Consider the following 15395-nt stretch of genomic DNA (forward strand, 5'->3'; position numbering starts at 1 on the left):
ACGGCGACTCCGGGGCCGGTTGTCCCGTGCCCCGCCCGCCCACGCCCCTGGCCTACCCTGAACAGGTCACTGGCACCCGGAGCCCGACAGCGTCGGAGAAGGTCGGAGAAGTCGCAGGTCATGAGTGAACTGGCATATCCGTATGAAGCACCGGCCTCGCAGGCTCTGTTCGACCGCGCGGCGGCCGTCACACCCGGCGGCGTGAACTCGCCGGTGCGGGCCTTCCGAGCCGTCGGCGGCACACCGCGGTTCATGGTGTCCGGCACCGGCCCTTATCTGACCGACGCGGACGGCAGGGAGTACGTCGACCTCGTGTGTTCCTGGGGGCCCATGATCCTCGGGCACTCCCACCCCGAGGTGATCGCCGCCGTGCAGGACGCCGTCTCCCGCGGTACGTCCTTCGGCACGCCCGGTGAGGGCGAGGTCGCGCTCGCCGAGGAGATGGTGGCCCGCGTCGCGCCGCTGGAGCAGGTGCGGCTCGTCTCCAGCGGGACCGAGGCGACCATGTCCGCGATCCGGCTCGCGCGGGGCTTCACGCAGCGCACCAAGGTGATCAAGTTCGCCGGGTGCTACCACGGGCACGTCGACTCGCTGCTCGCCGCGGCCGGCAGCGGTGTCGCCACCTTCGCGCTGCCCGACACCCCGGGCGTCACCGGCGCCCAGGCCGGCGACACCATCGTCCTGCCGTACAACGACCTCGACGCCGTGCGCGAGGCCTTCCGGGCGCACCCCGGCGAGATCGCCTGCGTGATCACCGAGGCCTCCCCGGGCAACATGGGCGTCGTACCGCCCGCCGAGGGCTTCAACCAGGGGCTGAAGGACATCTGCTCCGACAACGGCGCCCTCTACGTCTCCGACGAGGTCATGACCGGCTTCCGGACCAGCCGCGCCGGGTGGTTCGGGGTCGACGGCGTCGTCCCCGACCTGATGACCTTCGGCAAGGTCATGGGCGGCGGCTTCCCCGCGGCGGCCTTCGGCGGGCGCGCGGACGTGATGGCCCACCTGGCCCCGGCCGGGCCCGTCTACCAGGCCGGCACCCTCTCCGGTAACCCCGTCGCCACCGCGGCCGGGCTCGCCCAGCTGCGGCTGCTCGACGACGCCGCGTACGCCAAGGTCGACGCCGTGTCGAAGGAGATCCAGGGCCTGGTCACCGAGGCGCTCACCAAGGAGGGCGTCGCGCACCGGCTGCAGACCGCCTCCAACATGTTCTCCGTGTTCTTCACCGACCGGCCCGTGCGCAACTACGAGGACGCGAGGACGCAGGAGTCGTTCCGCTTCACCGCGTTCTTCCACTCGCTGCTCGCGAACGGCGTCTACCTGCCGCCGTCCTCCTTCGAGTCCTGGTTCGTGTCCACCGCGCACGACGAGCGGGCCGTGCAGAAGATCGCCGACGCCCTTCCGGCGGCGGCCCGGGCGGCTGCGGAGGCCACGGCATGAGCGACCAGCGGAGCGACAGCGCCGAGGACATCACCGTCGTGCACCTCATGCGGCACGGCGAGGTCGCCAACCCGGACGGCATCCTCTACGGCCGTCTCCCCGGCTACCACCTGTCCGACCTGGGGCGCCGCATGGCGGACCGGGTCGCCGAGCACCTGTCCGGCCGCGATGTGACGCACGTCGTCGCCTCGCCGCTGGAGCGGGCCCAGGAGACGGCGGAGCCGATCGCCAAGGCGCACGGGCTGGACCTGGCGACCGACGAGCGGTTGATCGAGGCCGACAACATCTTCCAGGGCAAGACGTTCGGCGTCGGCGACGGTGCGCTGCGCAAGCCGAACAACTGGAAGCACCTGGTCAACCCGTTCCGGCCGTCGTGGGGCGAGCCGTACGTGGACCAGGTCGTCCGCATGATGAGCGCGCTGAGCGCGGCGAAGGACCAGGCCCGCGGGCACGAGGCGGTCGTGGTCAGCCATCAGCTGCCCATCTGGATCGTCCGGTCCTACGTCGAGCGCCGCCGCCTGTGGCACGACCCGCGCAAGCGCCAGTGCACGCTCGCCTCCCTGACGACCTTCACGTACCAGGGCGACCGCATCGTCTCCGTCGGCTACACCGAGCCGGCCCGCGACCTCGTCCCGGCCCACCTCCTCGCCGGCGCGAAGCCGGCGAAGGGCCAGGCGAAGGCCTTCGGGGCGTAGACACCCGGGGCGTGGACACCCGGGCGTGGACGTCCGGTGCACGGACGTCCGGAGTGTGGACGTCCAGAGTGTGGACGTCCAGGGCGTGGACCTCGGAGCGCGGGGCGTCGGATCGTGGGGCGTCGGATCGTGGGCCTCGGGGGTGCGGCCCACGATCCCCCTGGGCGGCGTTCCACACACGCCGAGCCTCATGCGTTCACCCCCTTCTGATCACTTACGACTACTTCGTTACGGAATCTGCGCATTTCAGCGGAACCTCCCCGTTCGTCACGGCCTCTGACTGGGTGACCAGCACGACGTGACGAATCGGGGATGCCATGCGCGCTCTCTCCCGCAGGGGAATGCTCGGACTCGGCGCGGGAGCCGCCGCCGCCGTCTCGCTCGCCGGATGCGGCGGACTCACGGGCTCCGACGACTCCGGTCACGCCGGCGGTTCCGGCGGCGACTCCGTCCAGGGCGGATCGAAGCCGAAGCCCGCCGCCCGCCCCATCGGCGACGGATCGACCAGTCACACCGGCAAGCAGCCCCATCAGCCGGACAGGCCCCAGCCGCTGGAGCCGGGTCAGACCCCGCCCCAGTTCGTGGTGTTCTCCTGGGACGGTGCCGGCGAGGTCGGCAACGGCCTCTTCCCGCGCTTCCTGGACCTCGCCAAGGAGCACGGCGCGAGCATGACCTTCTTCCTGTCCGGGCTGTACCTGCTGCCCGAGTCGAAGAAGCGTCTCTACAACCCCCCGAACAACCCGCGTGGCGCCTCCGACATCGGCTACCTCACCGACGACCACGTCAAAGCGACCCTGAAGAACGTCCGCCGTGCCTGGCTGGAGGGTCACGAGATCGGCACGCACTTCAACGGGCACTTCTGCGGCGAGTCCCACGGCTCGGTCAGGAACTGGACGCCCGCGCAGTGGCGCAGCGAGATCGACCAGGCGAAGTCGTTCGTCAAGGAGTGGCGCACCAACACCGGCTGGACCGACCTGCCGTCGCTGCCGTTCGACTACGACAAGGAACTCGTCGGCGGCCGCACGCCCTGCCTGCTCGGCCAGGGCAACCTGCTGCCCACCGCCCGCGAGCTGGGCTGGCGCTACGACGCCTCCTCACCCGGCGGCCTCCAGGTCTGGCCCCGCAAGCGCCAGGGCATATGGGACCTGCCCCTGCAGCAGATACCTTTCCCCGGCCGCGGCTTCGAGGTCCTGTCGATGGACTACAACATGCTGGCCAACCAGTCCCTCAATTCCACGAAGGCCCCGGCCCACAACTACCCGGGCTGGCGGCGACAGTCGGCCCAGGCGTACATTCAGGGATTCAAGCGGGCATACGAGACAAACCGGGCACCTCTCTTCATCGGTAACCACTTCGAGCAGTGGAACGGCGGCATCTACATGGACGCCGTCGAGGAGGCCTTCAAGCACATGGCGCGCGAGAAGGAGAAGGGTGCGGATGTGCGCCTCGTCTCCTTCCGGCAGTTCACCGACTGGCTGGACGTGCAGAAGCCCGAGGTGCTCGACAAGCTCCGCACGCTCGGCGTCGGACAACAGCCGGCCGGTGGCTGGCGGGAGTTCACCGCCAAGGCCGCCACGCCGGGCGCCGGCCCCTCGGGGAACGCCGCCTGAAATGCGGTTTTCCACCCGCAAGGGGGGTGGGCGAGACCCCCAGAACGGGCATGCGAAACTTTTCACATGAGTGCCGACAGCGCCCCCCAGCGTTCGAACCGCACGACCCGTGCCGCCGAGCGCACCCGCCGTGTCCGACGTAGCGCCATCCTGACCGCCGGTCTCGCCGTGACCGCGCTGCTCGTCACCGCGTGCGGCTCCGGCGGCACCTCCGGCGGGGGCGGCAACACCAACTTCGTCACCGGCACCGACGGCGTCGCCACGGTCGCGCAGGGCAAGCGCACCCCGGCCCCCGACCTGTCCGGCAAGACCATCGCCGGCAAGACCCTCGACGTCGCCGACTACAAGGGCAAGGTCGTCGTCCTCAACGTGTGGGGTTCCTGGTGCAACCCCTGCCGCGCCGAGGCCAAGTACTTCGCGAAGGTCTCCAAGGCCTACGCGGACAAGGGCGTGCAGTTCGTCGGCATCAACACCCGCGACACCTCCACCGGCGCGGCCCTCGCCTTCGAGAAGGACTGGGGCATCACCTACCCCAGCCTCTACGACCCGACGGGCAAGCTGCTGCTGCGCTTCAAGAAGGGCACGCTCAACCCGCAGGCGATCCCCTCCACGCTGATCCTCGACCGGGACGGCAAGATCGCGGCCCGTTCGCTGTCCGCGCTCAGCGAGGAACGGCTGCTGAAGATGCTCAAGCCGGTCGTCGCGGAGAAGTGAGCGGAGTAGTGACGTGAGCGCAGTCACCACGCTCGCCGCGGTCGCGGACCCCAACGGCACGGTGCTCAAGGGCGCCCTGCTGGCGGCCCTGCCGATCGCGCTGCTGGGCGGACTCGTCTCCTTCTTCTCGCCGTGCGTCCTGCCACTGGTGCCCGGCTACCTGTCCTATGTAACGGGGGTCGCCGGCACCGACCTCGCCGAGGCACGGCGCGGCCGGATGGTCGCGGGCGCCTCCCTGTTCGTGCTCGGCTTCACCGCTGTGTTCGTCTCCTCGGGGGCGCTCTTCGGCTACTTCGGCGCCACGCTCCAAGAGCACAAGGACGTCCTGTCCAAGGTGCTCGGCGTCCTCATGATCCTCATGGGCGTCTTCTTCATGGGCCTTATGCCCTGGTTCACCCAGCGAGAGTTCCGCCTCCACCGGAAGCCGGTGGCCGGACTGGCCGGCGCACCCCTGCTCGGCGCCCTGTTCGGCATCGGCTGGACACCCTGCATCGGCCCCACCCTCGCCTCCGTGCTCGCCCTCTCCTCCGACCAGGGCAGCGCCGGACGCGGTGCCGTCCTGACCATCGCGTACTGTCTGGGCCTGGGCGTGCCGTTCGTGCTCGCCGCGGTCGCCTTCCGCAAGGCCCTCGGAGCCTTCGGCTGGATCAAGCGCCACTACGTCTGGGTGATGCGGATCGGCGGCACCATGATGATCGTGACCGGACTGCTGCTGCTGACCGGCGCGTGGGACCGCATCGTGCAGGAGATGCAGGTCTGGTCCGACGGCTTCACTGTGGGGATCTGATCGATGAGCAAGACCACCGCCTCCGACCCGGCCCCCTCCGCCGCCGAGGACCAGGAGCTGGGTGACGCCGGCTCCCAGCTGTCCACCGCCCCCAGGGAGGAGGCGCCCAACCTGCCCGCCCTGGGCGTCATCGGCTGGGCCCGCTGGTTCTGGCGGCAGCTGACCTCCATGCGGGTCGCCCTGCTGCTGCTCCTGCTGCTCTCCCTCGGCGCGATTCCCGGGTCCCTGATCCCGCAGTCCGGCAGCGACGAGACGAAGGTCGCCGACTTCCGCAAGGCCCACCCGACCCTCGGGGACGTCTACGACAAGATCGGCATGTTCCACGTCTACAGCTCGGTGTGGTTCTCCGCGATCTACATCCTGCTGTTCGTCTCGCTCATCGGCTGCATCGTGCCCCGCACCTGGCAGTTCGTGGGCCAGCTGCGCGGCCTGCCGCCCGGCGCGCCCCGGCGGCTGACCCGGCTGCCCGCCCACACCACCTGGCGCACCACGGCCGAACCCGAGCAGGTCCACCAGGCCGCTCTCACGCTGCTGAAGAAGCGGCGCTTCCGCGCTCACCTCACCGGGGACGCCGTCGCCGCCGAGAAGGGCTATCTGCGCGAGGTCGGCAATCTCGTCTTCCACATCGCCCTCATCGTGATGCTGGTCGCCTTCGCCTGGGGCCAGCTGTACAAGTCCGAGGGCAACAAGCTGGTCGTGGAGGGTGACGGCTTCTCCAACACCCTCACCCAGTACGACGACTTCAAGTCCGGCAACCTCTTCACCTCCGACGACCTGGTGCCGTTCAGCTTCAACCTGAAGAAGTTCACCGGCACCTACGAGCGCACCGGCCCCAACAAGGGCACCCCGCGCGTCTACAAGGCCGACATCACGTACAGCGCGGGCGCCTACGGCAAGGACGAGACCGACACCGTCGAGGTGAACCACCCGCTGGAGATCGGCGACTCCAAGGTCTACCTGGTCAGCCACGGCTACGCGCCCGTCATCACCGTCCGCGACGCCAAGGGCAAGGTCGTCTTCGACGACGCCGTCCCGCTGCTGCCGCTGGACGCCAACGTCACCTCCTCCGGTGTCGTCAAGGTCCTCGACGGCTACCGCAACGCCAAGGGCGTGAAGGAGCAGCTCGGCTTCAACGCGTTCTTCGTGCCGACCTTCGGCGGCCACGCCAGCGGCACGATGCTGTCGCAGTTCCCGGCGCTGGACAATCCGCTGCTCGCGCTGTCCGCCTACCACGGCGACCTCGGGGCCGACTCGGGCATCCCGCAGAGCGTCTACCAGATGGACCGCAGCAACATGAAGGAGTTCAAGAACTCCCAGGGCAAGCTGTTCAAGAAGCTGCTGAAGCCCGGCGAGACCATGAAGCTCCCGAACGGCGCCGGTTCGGTCACCTTCGGCAAGGACATCAAGGAGTGGGCCGGCTTCCAGGTCGTCCAGCAGCCCGGCAGCGGCTGGGCTCTCGCCGGTTCCTTCGCCGCGATCGGCGGCCTCGCCGCCTCCCTGTTCATCCAGCGCCGCCGCGTCTGGGTGCGCGCGGTCAAGGGCGCCGACGGCGTCACCGTCGTGGAGATGGCCGGCCTCGGCCGCAGCGAGTCCGCCAAGGTCCCCGAGGAACTGGGGCACCTCGCCGGCGACCTCTACGAGCGGGCACCGGGCGCTCCCGATCCCGACACCCCCGCAGATTCCCCCGACCCCGATCAGGAGCCGGGTACCGAACCCCCCGTACCTGCCGAAGGGGCTGAGAAGCAGTGACTCTCGCCGCCGCCACGAACGAAAACCTCGCGCAGATCAGCAATGTGCTGATCTACTCCGCGATGGCCGTCTACACCCTGGCCTTCTTCGCGTACATCGCCGAATGGCTCTTCGGCAGCCGCAGCAAGGTCGCCCGGACCGCTGCCGCGCTCACCGCCACGTCGGGCGCCACGTCGGACGCCAAGAAGGCGGCCCCGGCCGTCACCGCGAACCAGGCCGGCGGCACCGCCGTGCTGGAGCGGCCGAAGGTCACCGTGCGGGCCGCGGCCGGCCGGCGCGACGTGCCGGACGGGCCCGGGGCGCACGGCGGGGACGAGCAGGGTGACCTGTACGGCCGGATCGCCATCTCCCTCACCGTGCTCGCCTTCCTGGTCGAGTTCGGCGGTGTCCTCACCCGCGCCCTGTCGGTGGAGCGCGCGCCGTGGGGCAACATGTACGAGTTCAACATCACCTTCTCCACGGTCGCGGTCGGCGTGTACCTCGGGCTGCTGGCGCTGAAGAAGAACGTGCGCTGGCTCGGCCTGTTCCTGATCACCACGGTCCTGCTCGACCTGGGCCTGGCGGTCACGGTCCTCTACACGGCCAGCGACCAGCTGGTCCCGGCGCTGCACTCGTACTGGCTGTACATCCACGTCTCGACTGCGATCTTCTGCGGCGCGGTCTTCTACGTGGGGGCGATGGCCACGGTCCTGTACCTGTTCAAGGACTCCTACGAGAGCAAGCTCGCGAGCGGCGGCACGCCCGGCACCTTCGCGACCTCCGTCCTGGAGCGGCTGCCCTCCTCCGCGTCCCTCGACAAGTTCTCCTACCGCGTCAACGCGGCCGTCTTCCCGCTGTGGACGTTCACGATCATCGCGGGCGCCATCTGGGCGGGCGACGCCTGGGGCCGCTACTGGGGCTGGGACCCCAAGGAGACCTGGTCGTTCATCACCTGGGTCGCCTACGCCGGCTACCTGCACGCCCGCGCGACGGCCGGCTGGAAGGGCCGCAAGGCCGCCTACCTGGCCCTCATCGCCTTCGGCTGCTGGCTGTTCAACTACTACGGCGTGAACATCTTCGTCTCCGGCAAGCACTCCTACGCGGGCGTGTAACGCGCCTGCCGCCTCCCGGCCGGCGGGCGTCAGCCCTGCCGGGCGACGCTCGTGATCACCTCACGCAGCCGGGACGCGTACCGGGACAGGTTCCGGTGCGCGATCTCGGTGTCCGGATAGCGGCAGGCGAACCACAGGCCCTCATGGAGTCTGTTGACCCAGACGCACACCCGGTCGCCGTACGAGACCCTGACCAGTCCGTAGACCTTCTGCCCGGCCCACTGCTCGGAGCCGGGGACGTCGCGGGCGTCGAGGTAGGACACCAGGGAGTACAGGTCGGGAGACGTGGGGCGGAAGTCCGTTCCGATCAGCCGGAGAACCCGCTCGAGGGGGGTGCGGGCCAGCCGCCGGTTGGCGCGCAGCTCGGCGTGTGCCTTCTCCAGGGCTGTCTGGAAGTCACGGACCTCCGCCAGCGGGATCTCGACCGGTGCCCCGCCGACGTACCAGCCCACGGAGTCCGACCACCGGGACGTCACCCGGGTGTGGAACGGCACGACGGTGCGGAAGACGGGCTCCCCTTCGGTCTCGTTGAGGACGAGCGCAGTGGCCGCCAGCACGCCGACCAGACTGCCGCCGTAGGGTCGGCAGTGCGCCTCGAACGCCTCCGCGACGTCGGCGTCCACCAGCGGCTCGCACAGCGCCTTCTGCCGGGGCAGCCCGCCGCCGGTGTCCAGGCCCAGGTCGACGGGGAAGTTCGGCAGTTCCCCGCCGCAGTTCTTGATGAACTCCCGCCAGCGGACCACGATGTCATGGCTCTCGTCGAGCTTGTCCGCGTCCGCCCGCTCGGCCTGGCAGAAGTCGACGTAGCTGGCGACCTGTTCCTGCTCCCGGTAGCGGCCCGCCGCGACCGCCGCATAGAGCTCATTCAGGGCGGCGGGGATGTTCTCGAGCGAGTAGGCGTCGACGTTGCTGTGGTCGAAGGCCATGTACACGCTGGTGCTGTCGTCCCGGAGGACCGCCGCGTAGATGAAGTTGGGCCACCGGAGTGCGTCCGCCACGGTGTCGAACCGCTGGAGAAGATGCTCGGCCAGGGCCGTCTCGTCCGTGAAGTCGCCGATCTGCTCCCGGTGCAGGCGCACGTCCTCGCTGCCGAGAGTGAACCGGGCGATCTCGTCGCCGGGCGGCCCGGACCAGTCGAAGCCGCTGCGCAGCGTCTCGTGCCGCAGGGTCCACGCGTGCAGCGCTTTCTGGAGGACGTCCAGGTCCGCGCGGCAGGGGAGATCGAAGCACACGCCGATCCAGGTCGGTACGAACAACCCGTCCTCACGCACGGACCGGGAGATCCTGATGTGCGACTCCTGGATGTAGGCCGGGGGCCTGGAGTCGTTCGGGAGGCCCTGCGCGGCCGCGGCCGCCGCCGGATCGAGCGTCCATTCCACGAGTCGTCCCGGCCGTACCTCACAGTTCCGGATGTCCGTCATGCGCACGAGGTGTCTCCGTTCGCGGAGGGCGTGTCCTTATCAGGGTGTGCCGTGGGGGCGAAGGCCCCACACCGGATTCCTCGAAAGGTCAGTCGAACGGACGCCGTCCCCGGCGGTGAGTGCCGTGAGCCGTTCGGGTCATCCGTCCCGGTCGCCGATGTCCTCGCGCCACAGCTCCGGGTGCTCCATGACGAAACCGCGCATCAGCTCGATGCTCTCGGGGTCGTCCAGCAGGACGATCTCCACGCCGTGCCGCGCCAGCCAGTCGTGCCCTCCGTGGAAGGTGGTCGCCTCGCCGATCACCACCCGGGAGATGCCGAACTGGCGGACCAGTCCGCAGCAGTACCAGCACGGCGACAGGGTGGTCACCATCGTCGTACCCCGGTACGACCGCTGTCGTCCCGCTGCGCGGAAGGCCGCTGTCTCCGCGTGCATCGTGGGGTCGTCGTCCTGGACACGGCGGTTGTGGCCGCGGCCGAGGAGGGTGCCGTCGGGGCCGTACAGTGCGGCGCCGATGGGGATACCGCCCTCGGCGAGGCCGGTGCGGGCTTCTTCGACGGCGGTGGCGAGCCACGCGTGGGCCTGTGCCTGGTCCATGCCTCATCCATGACCTGCCCGAGCCGCTGTGCAACCTGGCGGGCCGCCGGGACGGCCGCGATACGGAGGAACGTCCCGACGGCTCCCGATCATGGAGCTGACCGGGACGTGACCTGTTCGAGCACGGCGTAGTCGGCGAAACTGCGGCGGTAGCGCAGGTGCCGCGTCTCCTGGGTGTGCCGGCGCTGCCACTCCTCCACGTCGCCGGGTGCCCCGCACGGGCCCGAGCCCGCCCCGCACTCCTCCTCCTCACCGGACACGCAGTACGCCTCGTACTCGGGCAGGGCCGACGCGTCCTGCACGATCGTGTACGGCACGTACCGGAAGATCCTGCGGCCGGGTGACTCCCCACCGTGCTCCGCGCGTTGGTGCTGGCGCAGCAGCACGTTCGCGTCCGTCACCGCACTGCCGTCGAACGCGGCGCGTGCGCGGTCCCGCCGCAGCGCCAGGTCCTCGCAGGTCGCGCATCCGGGCACCGGGGAGGGCGGCCGGGTCGGATCCGCCGACAGGCCTTCCCTGGAACGGTCGTTGAGCGCGCGCACGCCCGCGCTGAGCCGCTCCTCCGGTGTCGCCTCACGGATCCTCGCGGGATCCGCCTGCCACTCCCGGCCGCCGCCGACCGGGCGCAGCATCACATACGGGCCGGTCCTGTCCTGGTACTCGCCGACCTTGCGCGTCTGCGGGTCGTAGACGAGCGTTCCCGGTTCCATTCCGCACACCTCCGTCACTCTGGGTGTGCAGAGCGTTGCGCACGGGAACAGTCCGGTTCAATGCCTGGTGTGTGACACCGGTGCACTGTCACGGAGGGGGAGTGGTGAGCCGAAGGAACGGCGGGGCGAGTACGGCGGCGGTCTTCGGGGAGGTCCTGCGGCACTTCCGCGAGGCCGCGCTGCTCACGCAGGAGGGTCTGGCCAGACAGATCCCGTGCGACCGCTCGCACGTGGCACGGGTCGAGGGCGGCACGAGGGTTCCACAGGACACGTTCGCCAAGACCTGTGACGAACTGTTGGGCACGGGTGGGGTGTTGCAGCGGCTGTGGGCCAGGATCGACTGGTATCCGCAGGTGGAGCATCCGGATTGGTTCCGCCGCCGGGCAGAGATGGACGAGGTGGCCGTCTCCCTGCGGGAGTACCAGGAGCGCTTGATTCCCGGCTTGTTGCAGACGGGTGACTACGTCCGTGCGTTGTTCTCGCGTGTTGCAAGCGGGGACGAGGTGGAGGAGCGGTCCCGTGCCCGACTGAGTAGGCAGCGACGGTTCCTGGCCGAGGGCGGCCCGCTGTACATCGCTGTCCTGGACGAGAGTTGTCTGCGTAACGTGGTCGGTAGCGCGGCGATCATGCGAGATCAGTGCGCGCACCTACTCAGCGTCGGGCAGCGCCCCAATATCCGTATCCAGGTCGCTCCGGCGAGCTTCTCGAACCTCTTGCGGCCCAACGTTTCCATGTCCCTGATCGAGCTGCCGGACGGGCACCGGTGGGTGTACTCGGAGTCGCTGGATCGTGGCCATTTCACGGACGATCCGACCGTCTACACAGGTCATAGCCACACCTATGATGTGCTCAGGGCAGACGCTCTGTCAGTCCGCGAGTCCGTCGCCTTGATCAGCGACGCGATGGAAGGGTACGAGCAGCATGAAGAGGCACGAACTCTGCGCGGCGATCTGGATCAAGAGCAGCTACAGCGGCGAAAACGGCGGCAACTGCATAGAAATAGCCCCCGGCTACCCCGAAACCGTCCCCGTCCGCGACAGCAAGAACCCTGACGGGCCGGTCCTGGTCGTGAGCCGGACCGCCTGGGCTGCGTTCATCGGCTCCGTGCGCTGACCTGCTGTCGCACACCACAGTACGCAAGACGCTGTACCACTGAGGGGCACCCGAGTCAGGGCAGCGCAGCGCTGCGGCTTCTCAGGGCTCGTCCCGCCTCGGGTCGTCGTCCTTGTTCTTGTCCTCGTCGAGCGACTTCAGGAAGTCGGGGTTGTCGTCGGGGGCGACCCACTGCCGGGAGCGGCCGCCGCGGGCCCCGGACCAGCCGTCGGCGGCGAGGCTGCGCTTCTTGCCGGCGATCAGCCAGGAGATCGACCCGACGAGGGGAAACAGCAGGACGAGGATCGCCCACAGCGGCTTGGGCATGTGGCGGATCTCGTCGTCCTTCGTGCTGATGCAGTCGATGAACGCGTACACGCTGAGCGCCAGCGGGACGAGGAACATCAGTACCCGGAGCATGCGGCCTCTCAGCGAAAGCGGGTGGGTGGTTCCAGGCCAGGGTAGCGGCTCGGGGATACTGGACCCCATGGCTTACGACGATCTTCGCTCCCTGCTCAGGGCGCTGGAGCGCGAGGGTGACCTCAAGCGCATCAAGGCCGAGGTCGACCCGTATCTGGAGGTCGGGGAGATCGTCGACCGGGTGCAGAAGTCCGGCGGCCCCGCCCTGCTCTTCGAGAACGTGCGCGGCTCGGCGATGCCGCTCGCGATGAACGTGTTCGGCACGGACCGGCGGTTGCTGAAGGCTCTGGGCCTGAAGTCGTACGCCGAGATCACCGAGCGGATCGGCGGGCTGCTGAAGCCCGAGCTGCCGCACGGCTTCGTCGGCGTCCGGGAGGCCTTCGGCAAGCTCGGCGCGATGACGCACGTACCGCCGAAGAAGGTGAAGGACGGCCCCGTCCAGGAGGTCGTGCTGACCGGGGACGACGTAGACCTCGACCAGCTGCCCGCCCTCTTCACGTGGCCGAAGGACGGCGGGTCGTTCTTCAACCTGGGGCTGACCCACACCAAGGACCCGGAGAGCGGCGTCCGCAACCTCGGGCTGTACCGGCTCCAGCGGCACGACAAGCGCACCATCGGCATGCACTGGCAGATCCACAAGGACAGCCGCAACCACTACCAGGTGGCGGCCCGGCGCGGGGAGCGGCTGCCCGTCGCCATCGCCTTCGGGTGCCCGCCCGCCGTGACCTACGCCTCCACCGCTCCGCTGCCCGGGGACATCGACGAGTACCTGTTCGCCGGGTTCCTCGCGGGCAAGCGCATCGAGATGGTCGACTGCAAGACCGTGCCGCTCCAGGTGCCCGCGCAGGCCGAAGTGGTGATCGAGGGGTGGCTGGAGCCGGGCGAGATGCTGCCCGAGGGGCCGTTCGGCGACCACACGGGCTTCTACACGCCGCAGGAGCCGTTCCCGGCGCTGACCATCGACTGCATCACGATGCGCAAGCGCCCGCTGCTCCAGTCGATCGTGGTGGGCAGGCCGCCGACGGAGGACGGGCCGCTGGGCCGGGCGACGGAACGCTTCTTCCTGCCGCTGCTGAAGATCATCGTGCCGGACATCGTGGACTACCACCTGCCGGAGGCGGGCGGCTTCCACAACTGCGCGATCGTCTCGATCGACAAGAAGTACCCGAAGCACGCGCAGAAGGTCATGCACGCGATCTGGGGCGCGCACATGATGTCGCTGACGAAGCTGATCGTGGTCGTCGACTCCGACTGCGACGTGCACGACCTGCACGAGGTCGCCTGGCGGGCGCTGGGCAACACCGACTACGCCCGGGACCTGAGCATCGTCGAGGGCCCCGTCGACCATCTGGACCACGCCTCCTACCAGCAGTTCTGGGGCGGCAAGGCCGGTATCGACGCGACGAAGAAGTGGCCCGAGGAGGGCTACACGCGCGACGGCGGCTGGCCGGACATGGTGGAGTCCGACCCGGAGACGGCGGCGAAGGTGGACCGCCGCTGGAAGGAGTACGGCCTGTGACCAGCGCCTCCGCCGCCATCCCCCAGCCGGGCCGCACCAAGGCGTTCCTGCGGCTGGTGATGATCGAGCACTCGGTCTTCGCGCTGCCCTTCGCCTACATCGCCGCGCTCACGGCCATGTACCAGCGGGACCAGAACATCCACTGGGGCCGGCTGCTGCTGGTCACCGTCTGCATGGTGGGGCTGCGCACCTTCGCGATGGCCGTCAACCGGATCATTGACCGGGAGATCGACGCGCGGAACCCGCGCACGGCGCAGCGCGAGCTGGTGACCGGTGCGATGTCGGTGAAGCACGCCTGGACGGGCGCGCTGATCGCGCTGGCCGTCTTCCTCGGCGCCGCCGCCCTGCTGAATCCCCTGTGCCTGGCGCTGGCCCCCGTCGCGGTGATCCCGATGGTGGTCTACCCGTACGGCAAGCGGTTCACGAACTTCCCACAGGCCATCCTCGGCCTCGCCCAGGCGATGGGCCCGGTCGGCGGCTGGCTGGCGATCTCGGGGGAGTGGTCCTGGGACGCCGTGATCCTCGGCCTCGCCGTGGGCATCTGGATCGGCGGCTTCGACCTGATCTACGCCTGCCAGGACGTGGAGACCGACCGCGAGATCGGTGTCATGTCCGTCCCGGCCCGCTTCGGCATCCCCGCGGCGATCTGGGGCGCGCGGGTCTGTCACACCCTCACGACGGCCCTGTTCGTCTGGTACGCCCTCGCCACCGGCGCCGGAGCCTTCTTCTGGCTGGGCCTGCTGATCGTCGCCGCCGCGTTCCTCTACGAGCACTCGATCGTCCGCCCCCATGACCTGTCCCGTGTGAACCGTGCCTTCTTCAGCGTCAACGGCTTCATCGGCATCGCCCTGTTCGTGTGCGCGCTGCTCGACCTGCTGGTGCGGGGTCTGACCGTCTGATCACGGGGTGGTGAGCGCGCGGCTCGCCTCCGGGCGGCGGCGGAAGAGGAACGCCGCCGCCACTCCCGACAGCAGGCCTATCAGGTGGCCCTGCCAGCTGACGCCCGTCTGCGTCGGGGCCAGGCCCGTGAGGATCGAGCCGCCCCAGACCGCGGCGATCAGCACGCCCGCCAGGACCCCGAAGGCGCGGCGCTCGACGACGCCGCTGACCAGCAGGAAACCGAAGAGGCCGAAGATCACGCCCGAGGCGCCCGCCGTGTTGGTGCCGGACGGGGCGATGAGCCAGACGCCCAGGCCGTCCACGACGATGATCAGCGCGGCCACCAGCAGGAAGCGCCGCAGACCCGACAGCGCGGCCAGGAAGCCCAGGACCAGCAGCGGCACGGTGTTCGCGGCCAGGTGGGCGAAGCCGAAGTGGGTGAAGGACGAGGGAACGACGTCGACCAGCTCGGACGGGTCGCGCGGGGTGACACCGAAGCCGTCCAGCGCGTGGCCCGTGGCCACGTCGACCACTTCCAGCAGCCACAGCAGCGCCACCCAGGCCAGCATCAGCTTGCCCGCGGCCAGCGCACGATCGCCCTGTGACCACCCCGCTCGCGGATCCGACATGGCGACCCCCAGTGCTCGCTCGTCCCCTCGGTGCAACGGCCCGCA

General features: G+C 69.6%; 16 protein-coding genes. 11 read left to right on the top strand and 5 right to left on the bottom strand.

Translation table 11 applies throughout. From position 1 onward, the window contains the following. Positions 1-120: 120 nt before the first annotated feature. From hemL to ccsB, 7 genes are all read left to right on the top strand, one after another. Positions 121-1437, top strand: a complete 1317-nt coding sequence (gene hemL / locus ACIQU3_RS00265; protein WP_403723867.1) for a glutamate-1-semialdehyde 2,1-aminomutase — start codon at positions 121-123, stop codon at positions 1435-1437. Beyond that, a complete protein-coding gene (locus tag ACIQU3_RS00270; RefSeq protein WP_403723870.1) occupies positions 1434-2132 on the top strand; it encodes a histidine phosphatase family protein in 699 nt (232 codons plus the stop codon). Before hemL ends, ACIQU3_RS00270 begins: the two co-directional genes overlap by 4 nt. A 317-nt stretch (positions 2133-2449) precedes the next feature. Next, positions 2450-3742 (top strand): polysaccharide deacetylase family protein, encoded by a 1293-nt coding sequence (locus ACIQU3_RS00275; RefSeq protein ID WP_403922872.1) that lies wholly within the window; start codon positions 2450-2452, stop codon positions 3740-3742. Positions 3743-3808: 66 nt separating this feature from the next. After that, entirely contained in the window at positions 3809-4456 is a 648-nt protein-coding gene (locus ACIQU3_RS00280) for a TlpA family protein disulfide reductase (protein ID WP_403723878.1), read from the top strand. Between the two features lie 13 nt (positions 4457-4469). Next, positions 4470-5243 carry a cytochrome c biogenesis protein CcdA gene (locus tag ACIQU3_RS00285; RefSeq protein WP_391247922.1) on the top strand — a complete coding sequence of 258 codons (774 nt, stop codon included), beginning with the start codon at positions 4470-4472 and terminating at the stop codon, positions 5241-5243. A 3-nt stretch (positions 5244-5246) separates the two neighbouring features. Beyond that, on the top strand, positions 5247-6992 hold the full coding sequence (locus tag ACIQU3_RS00290; protein WP_403723882.1) for a cytochrome c biogenesis protein ResB: 1746 nt from the start codon (positions 5247-5249) through the stop codon (positions 6990-6992). Further along, entirely contained in the window at positions 6989-8083 is a 1095-nt protein-coding gene (ccsB, locus tag ACIQU3_RS00295) for a c-type cytochrome biogenesis protein CcsB (RefSeq protein ID WP_403723885.1), read from the top strand. Before ACIQU3_RS00290 ends, ccsB begins: the two co-directional genes overlap by 4 nt. A gap of 29 nt (positions 8084-8112) precedes the next feature. Here ccsB and ACIQU3_RS00300 read toward each other — a convergent pair whose 3' ends face one another. The 3 genes from ACIQU3_RS00300 to ACIQU3_RS00310 all read right to left on the bottom strand — a co-directional run bounded on the left by ACIQU3_RS00300 (position 8113) and on the right by ACIQU3_RS00310 (position 10811). Continuing rightward, positions 8113-9510: a condensation domain-containing protein gene (locus tag ACIQU3_RS00300; RefSeq protein WP_403723888.1), complete on the bottom strand. Its 1398-nt coding sequence runs from the start codon at positions 9508-9510 to the stop codon at positions 8113-8115. A 132-nt stretch (positions 9511-9642) separates the two neighbouring features. Continuing rightward, complete coding sequence (locus ACIQU3_RS00305; RefSeq protein WP_403723891.1) at positions 9643-10101, bottom strand: nucleoside deaminase; 459 nt, start codon at positions 10099-10101, stop codon at positions 9643-9645. A gap of 89 nt (positions 10102-10190) precedes the next feature. Further along, positions 10191-10811, bottom strand: coding sequence for a hypothetical protein (locus ACIQU3_RS00310; RefSeq protein WP_403723894.1), 621 nt, complete (start codon positions 10809-10811; stop codon positions 10191-10193). A gap of 104 nt (positions 10812-10915) precedes the next feature. Here ACIQU3_RS00310 and ACIQU3_RS00315 point away from each other — a divergent pair, with 104 nt between their 5' ends. Together ACIQU3_RS00315 and ACIQU3_RS00320 are read left to right on the top strand one after the other, a co-directional pair. After that, a complete protein-coding gene (locus tag ACIQU3_RS00315) occupies positions 10916-11863 on the top strand; it encodes a Scr1 family TA system antitoxin-like transcriptional regulator (RefSeq protein WP_403723898.1) in 948 nt (315 codons plus the stop codon). Beyond that, on the top strand, positions 11811-11924 hold the full coding sequence (locus ACIQU3_RS00320; protein ID WP_403725547.1) for a DUF397 domain-containing protein: 114 nt from the start codon (positions 11811-11813) through the stop codon (positions 11922-11924). The genes ACIQU3_RS00315 and ACIQU3_RS00320 overlap by 53 nt, the downstream gene beginning before the upstream one ends. Before the next feature lie 81 nt (positions 11925-12005). Here ACIQU3_RS00320 and ACIQU3_RS00325 read toward each other — a convergent pair whose 3' ends face one another. After that, positions 12006-12323, bottom strand: a complete 318-nt coding sequence (locus ACIQU3_RS00325) for a PLD nuclease N-terminal domain-containing protein (RefSeq protein ID WP_403723902.1) — start codon at positions 12321-12323, stop codon at positions 12006-12008. A gap of 67 nt (positions 12324-12390) precedes the next feature. On the opposite strand from ACIQU3_RS00325, the gene ACIQU3_RS00330 reads away from it, so the two are divergent. Continuing rightward, positions 12391-13842, top strand: coding sequence for a menaquinone biosynthesis decarboxylase (locus ACIQU3_RS00330; protein ID WP_403723907.1), 1452 nt, complete (start codon positions 12391-12393; stop codon positions 13840-13842). Further along, positions 13839-14741 (top strand): menaquinone biosynthesis prenyltransferase MqnP, encoded by a 903-nt coding sequence (gene mqnP, locus ACIQU3_RS00335; RefSeq protein ID WP_403723911.1) that lies wholly within the window; start codon positions 13839-13841, stop codon positions 14739-14741. Before ACIQU3_RS00330 ends, mqnP begins: the two co-directional genes overlap by 4 nt. Here the strand turns inward: mqnP and ACIQU3_RS00340 are convergent, their stop codons facing one another. Next, positions 14742-15350, bottom strand: a complete 609-nt coding sequence (locus ACIQU3_RS00340; RefSeq protein ID WP_403723913.1) for a rhomboid family intramembrane serine protease — start codon at positions 15348-15350, stop codon at positions 14742-14744. Positions 15351-15395 lie beyond the last annotated feature (45 nt).

It is taken from the genome of Streptomyces sp. NPDC101110, from assembly GCF_044759525.1.
Classification (GTDB): domain Bacteria; phylum Actinomycetota; class Actinomycetes; order Streptomycetales; family Streptomycetaceae; genus Streptomyces.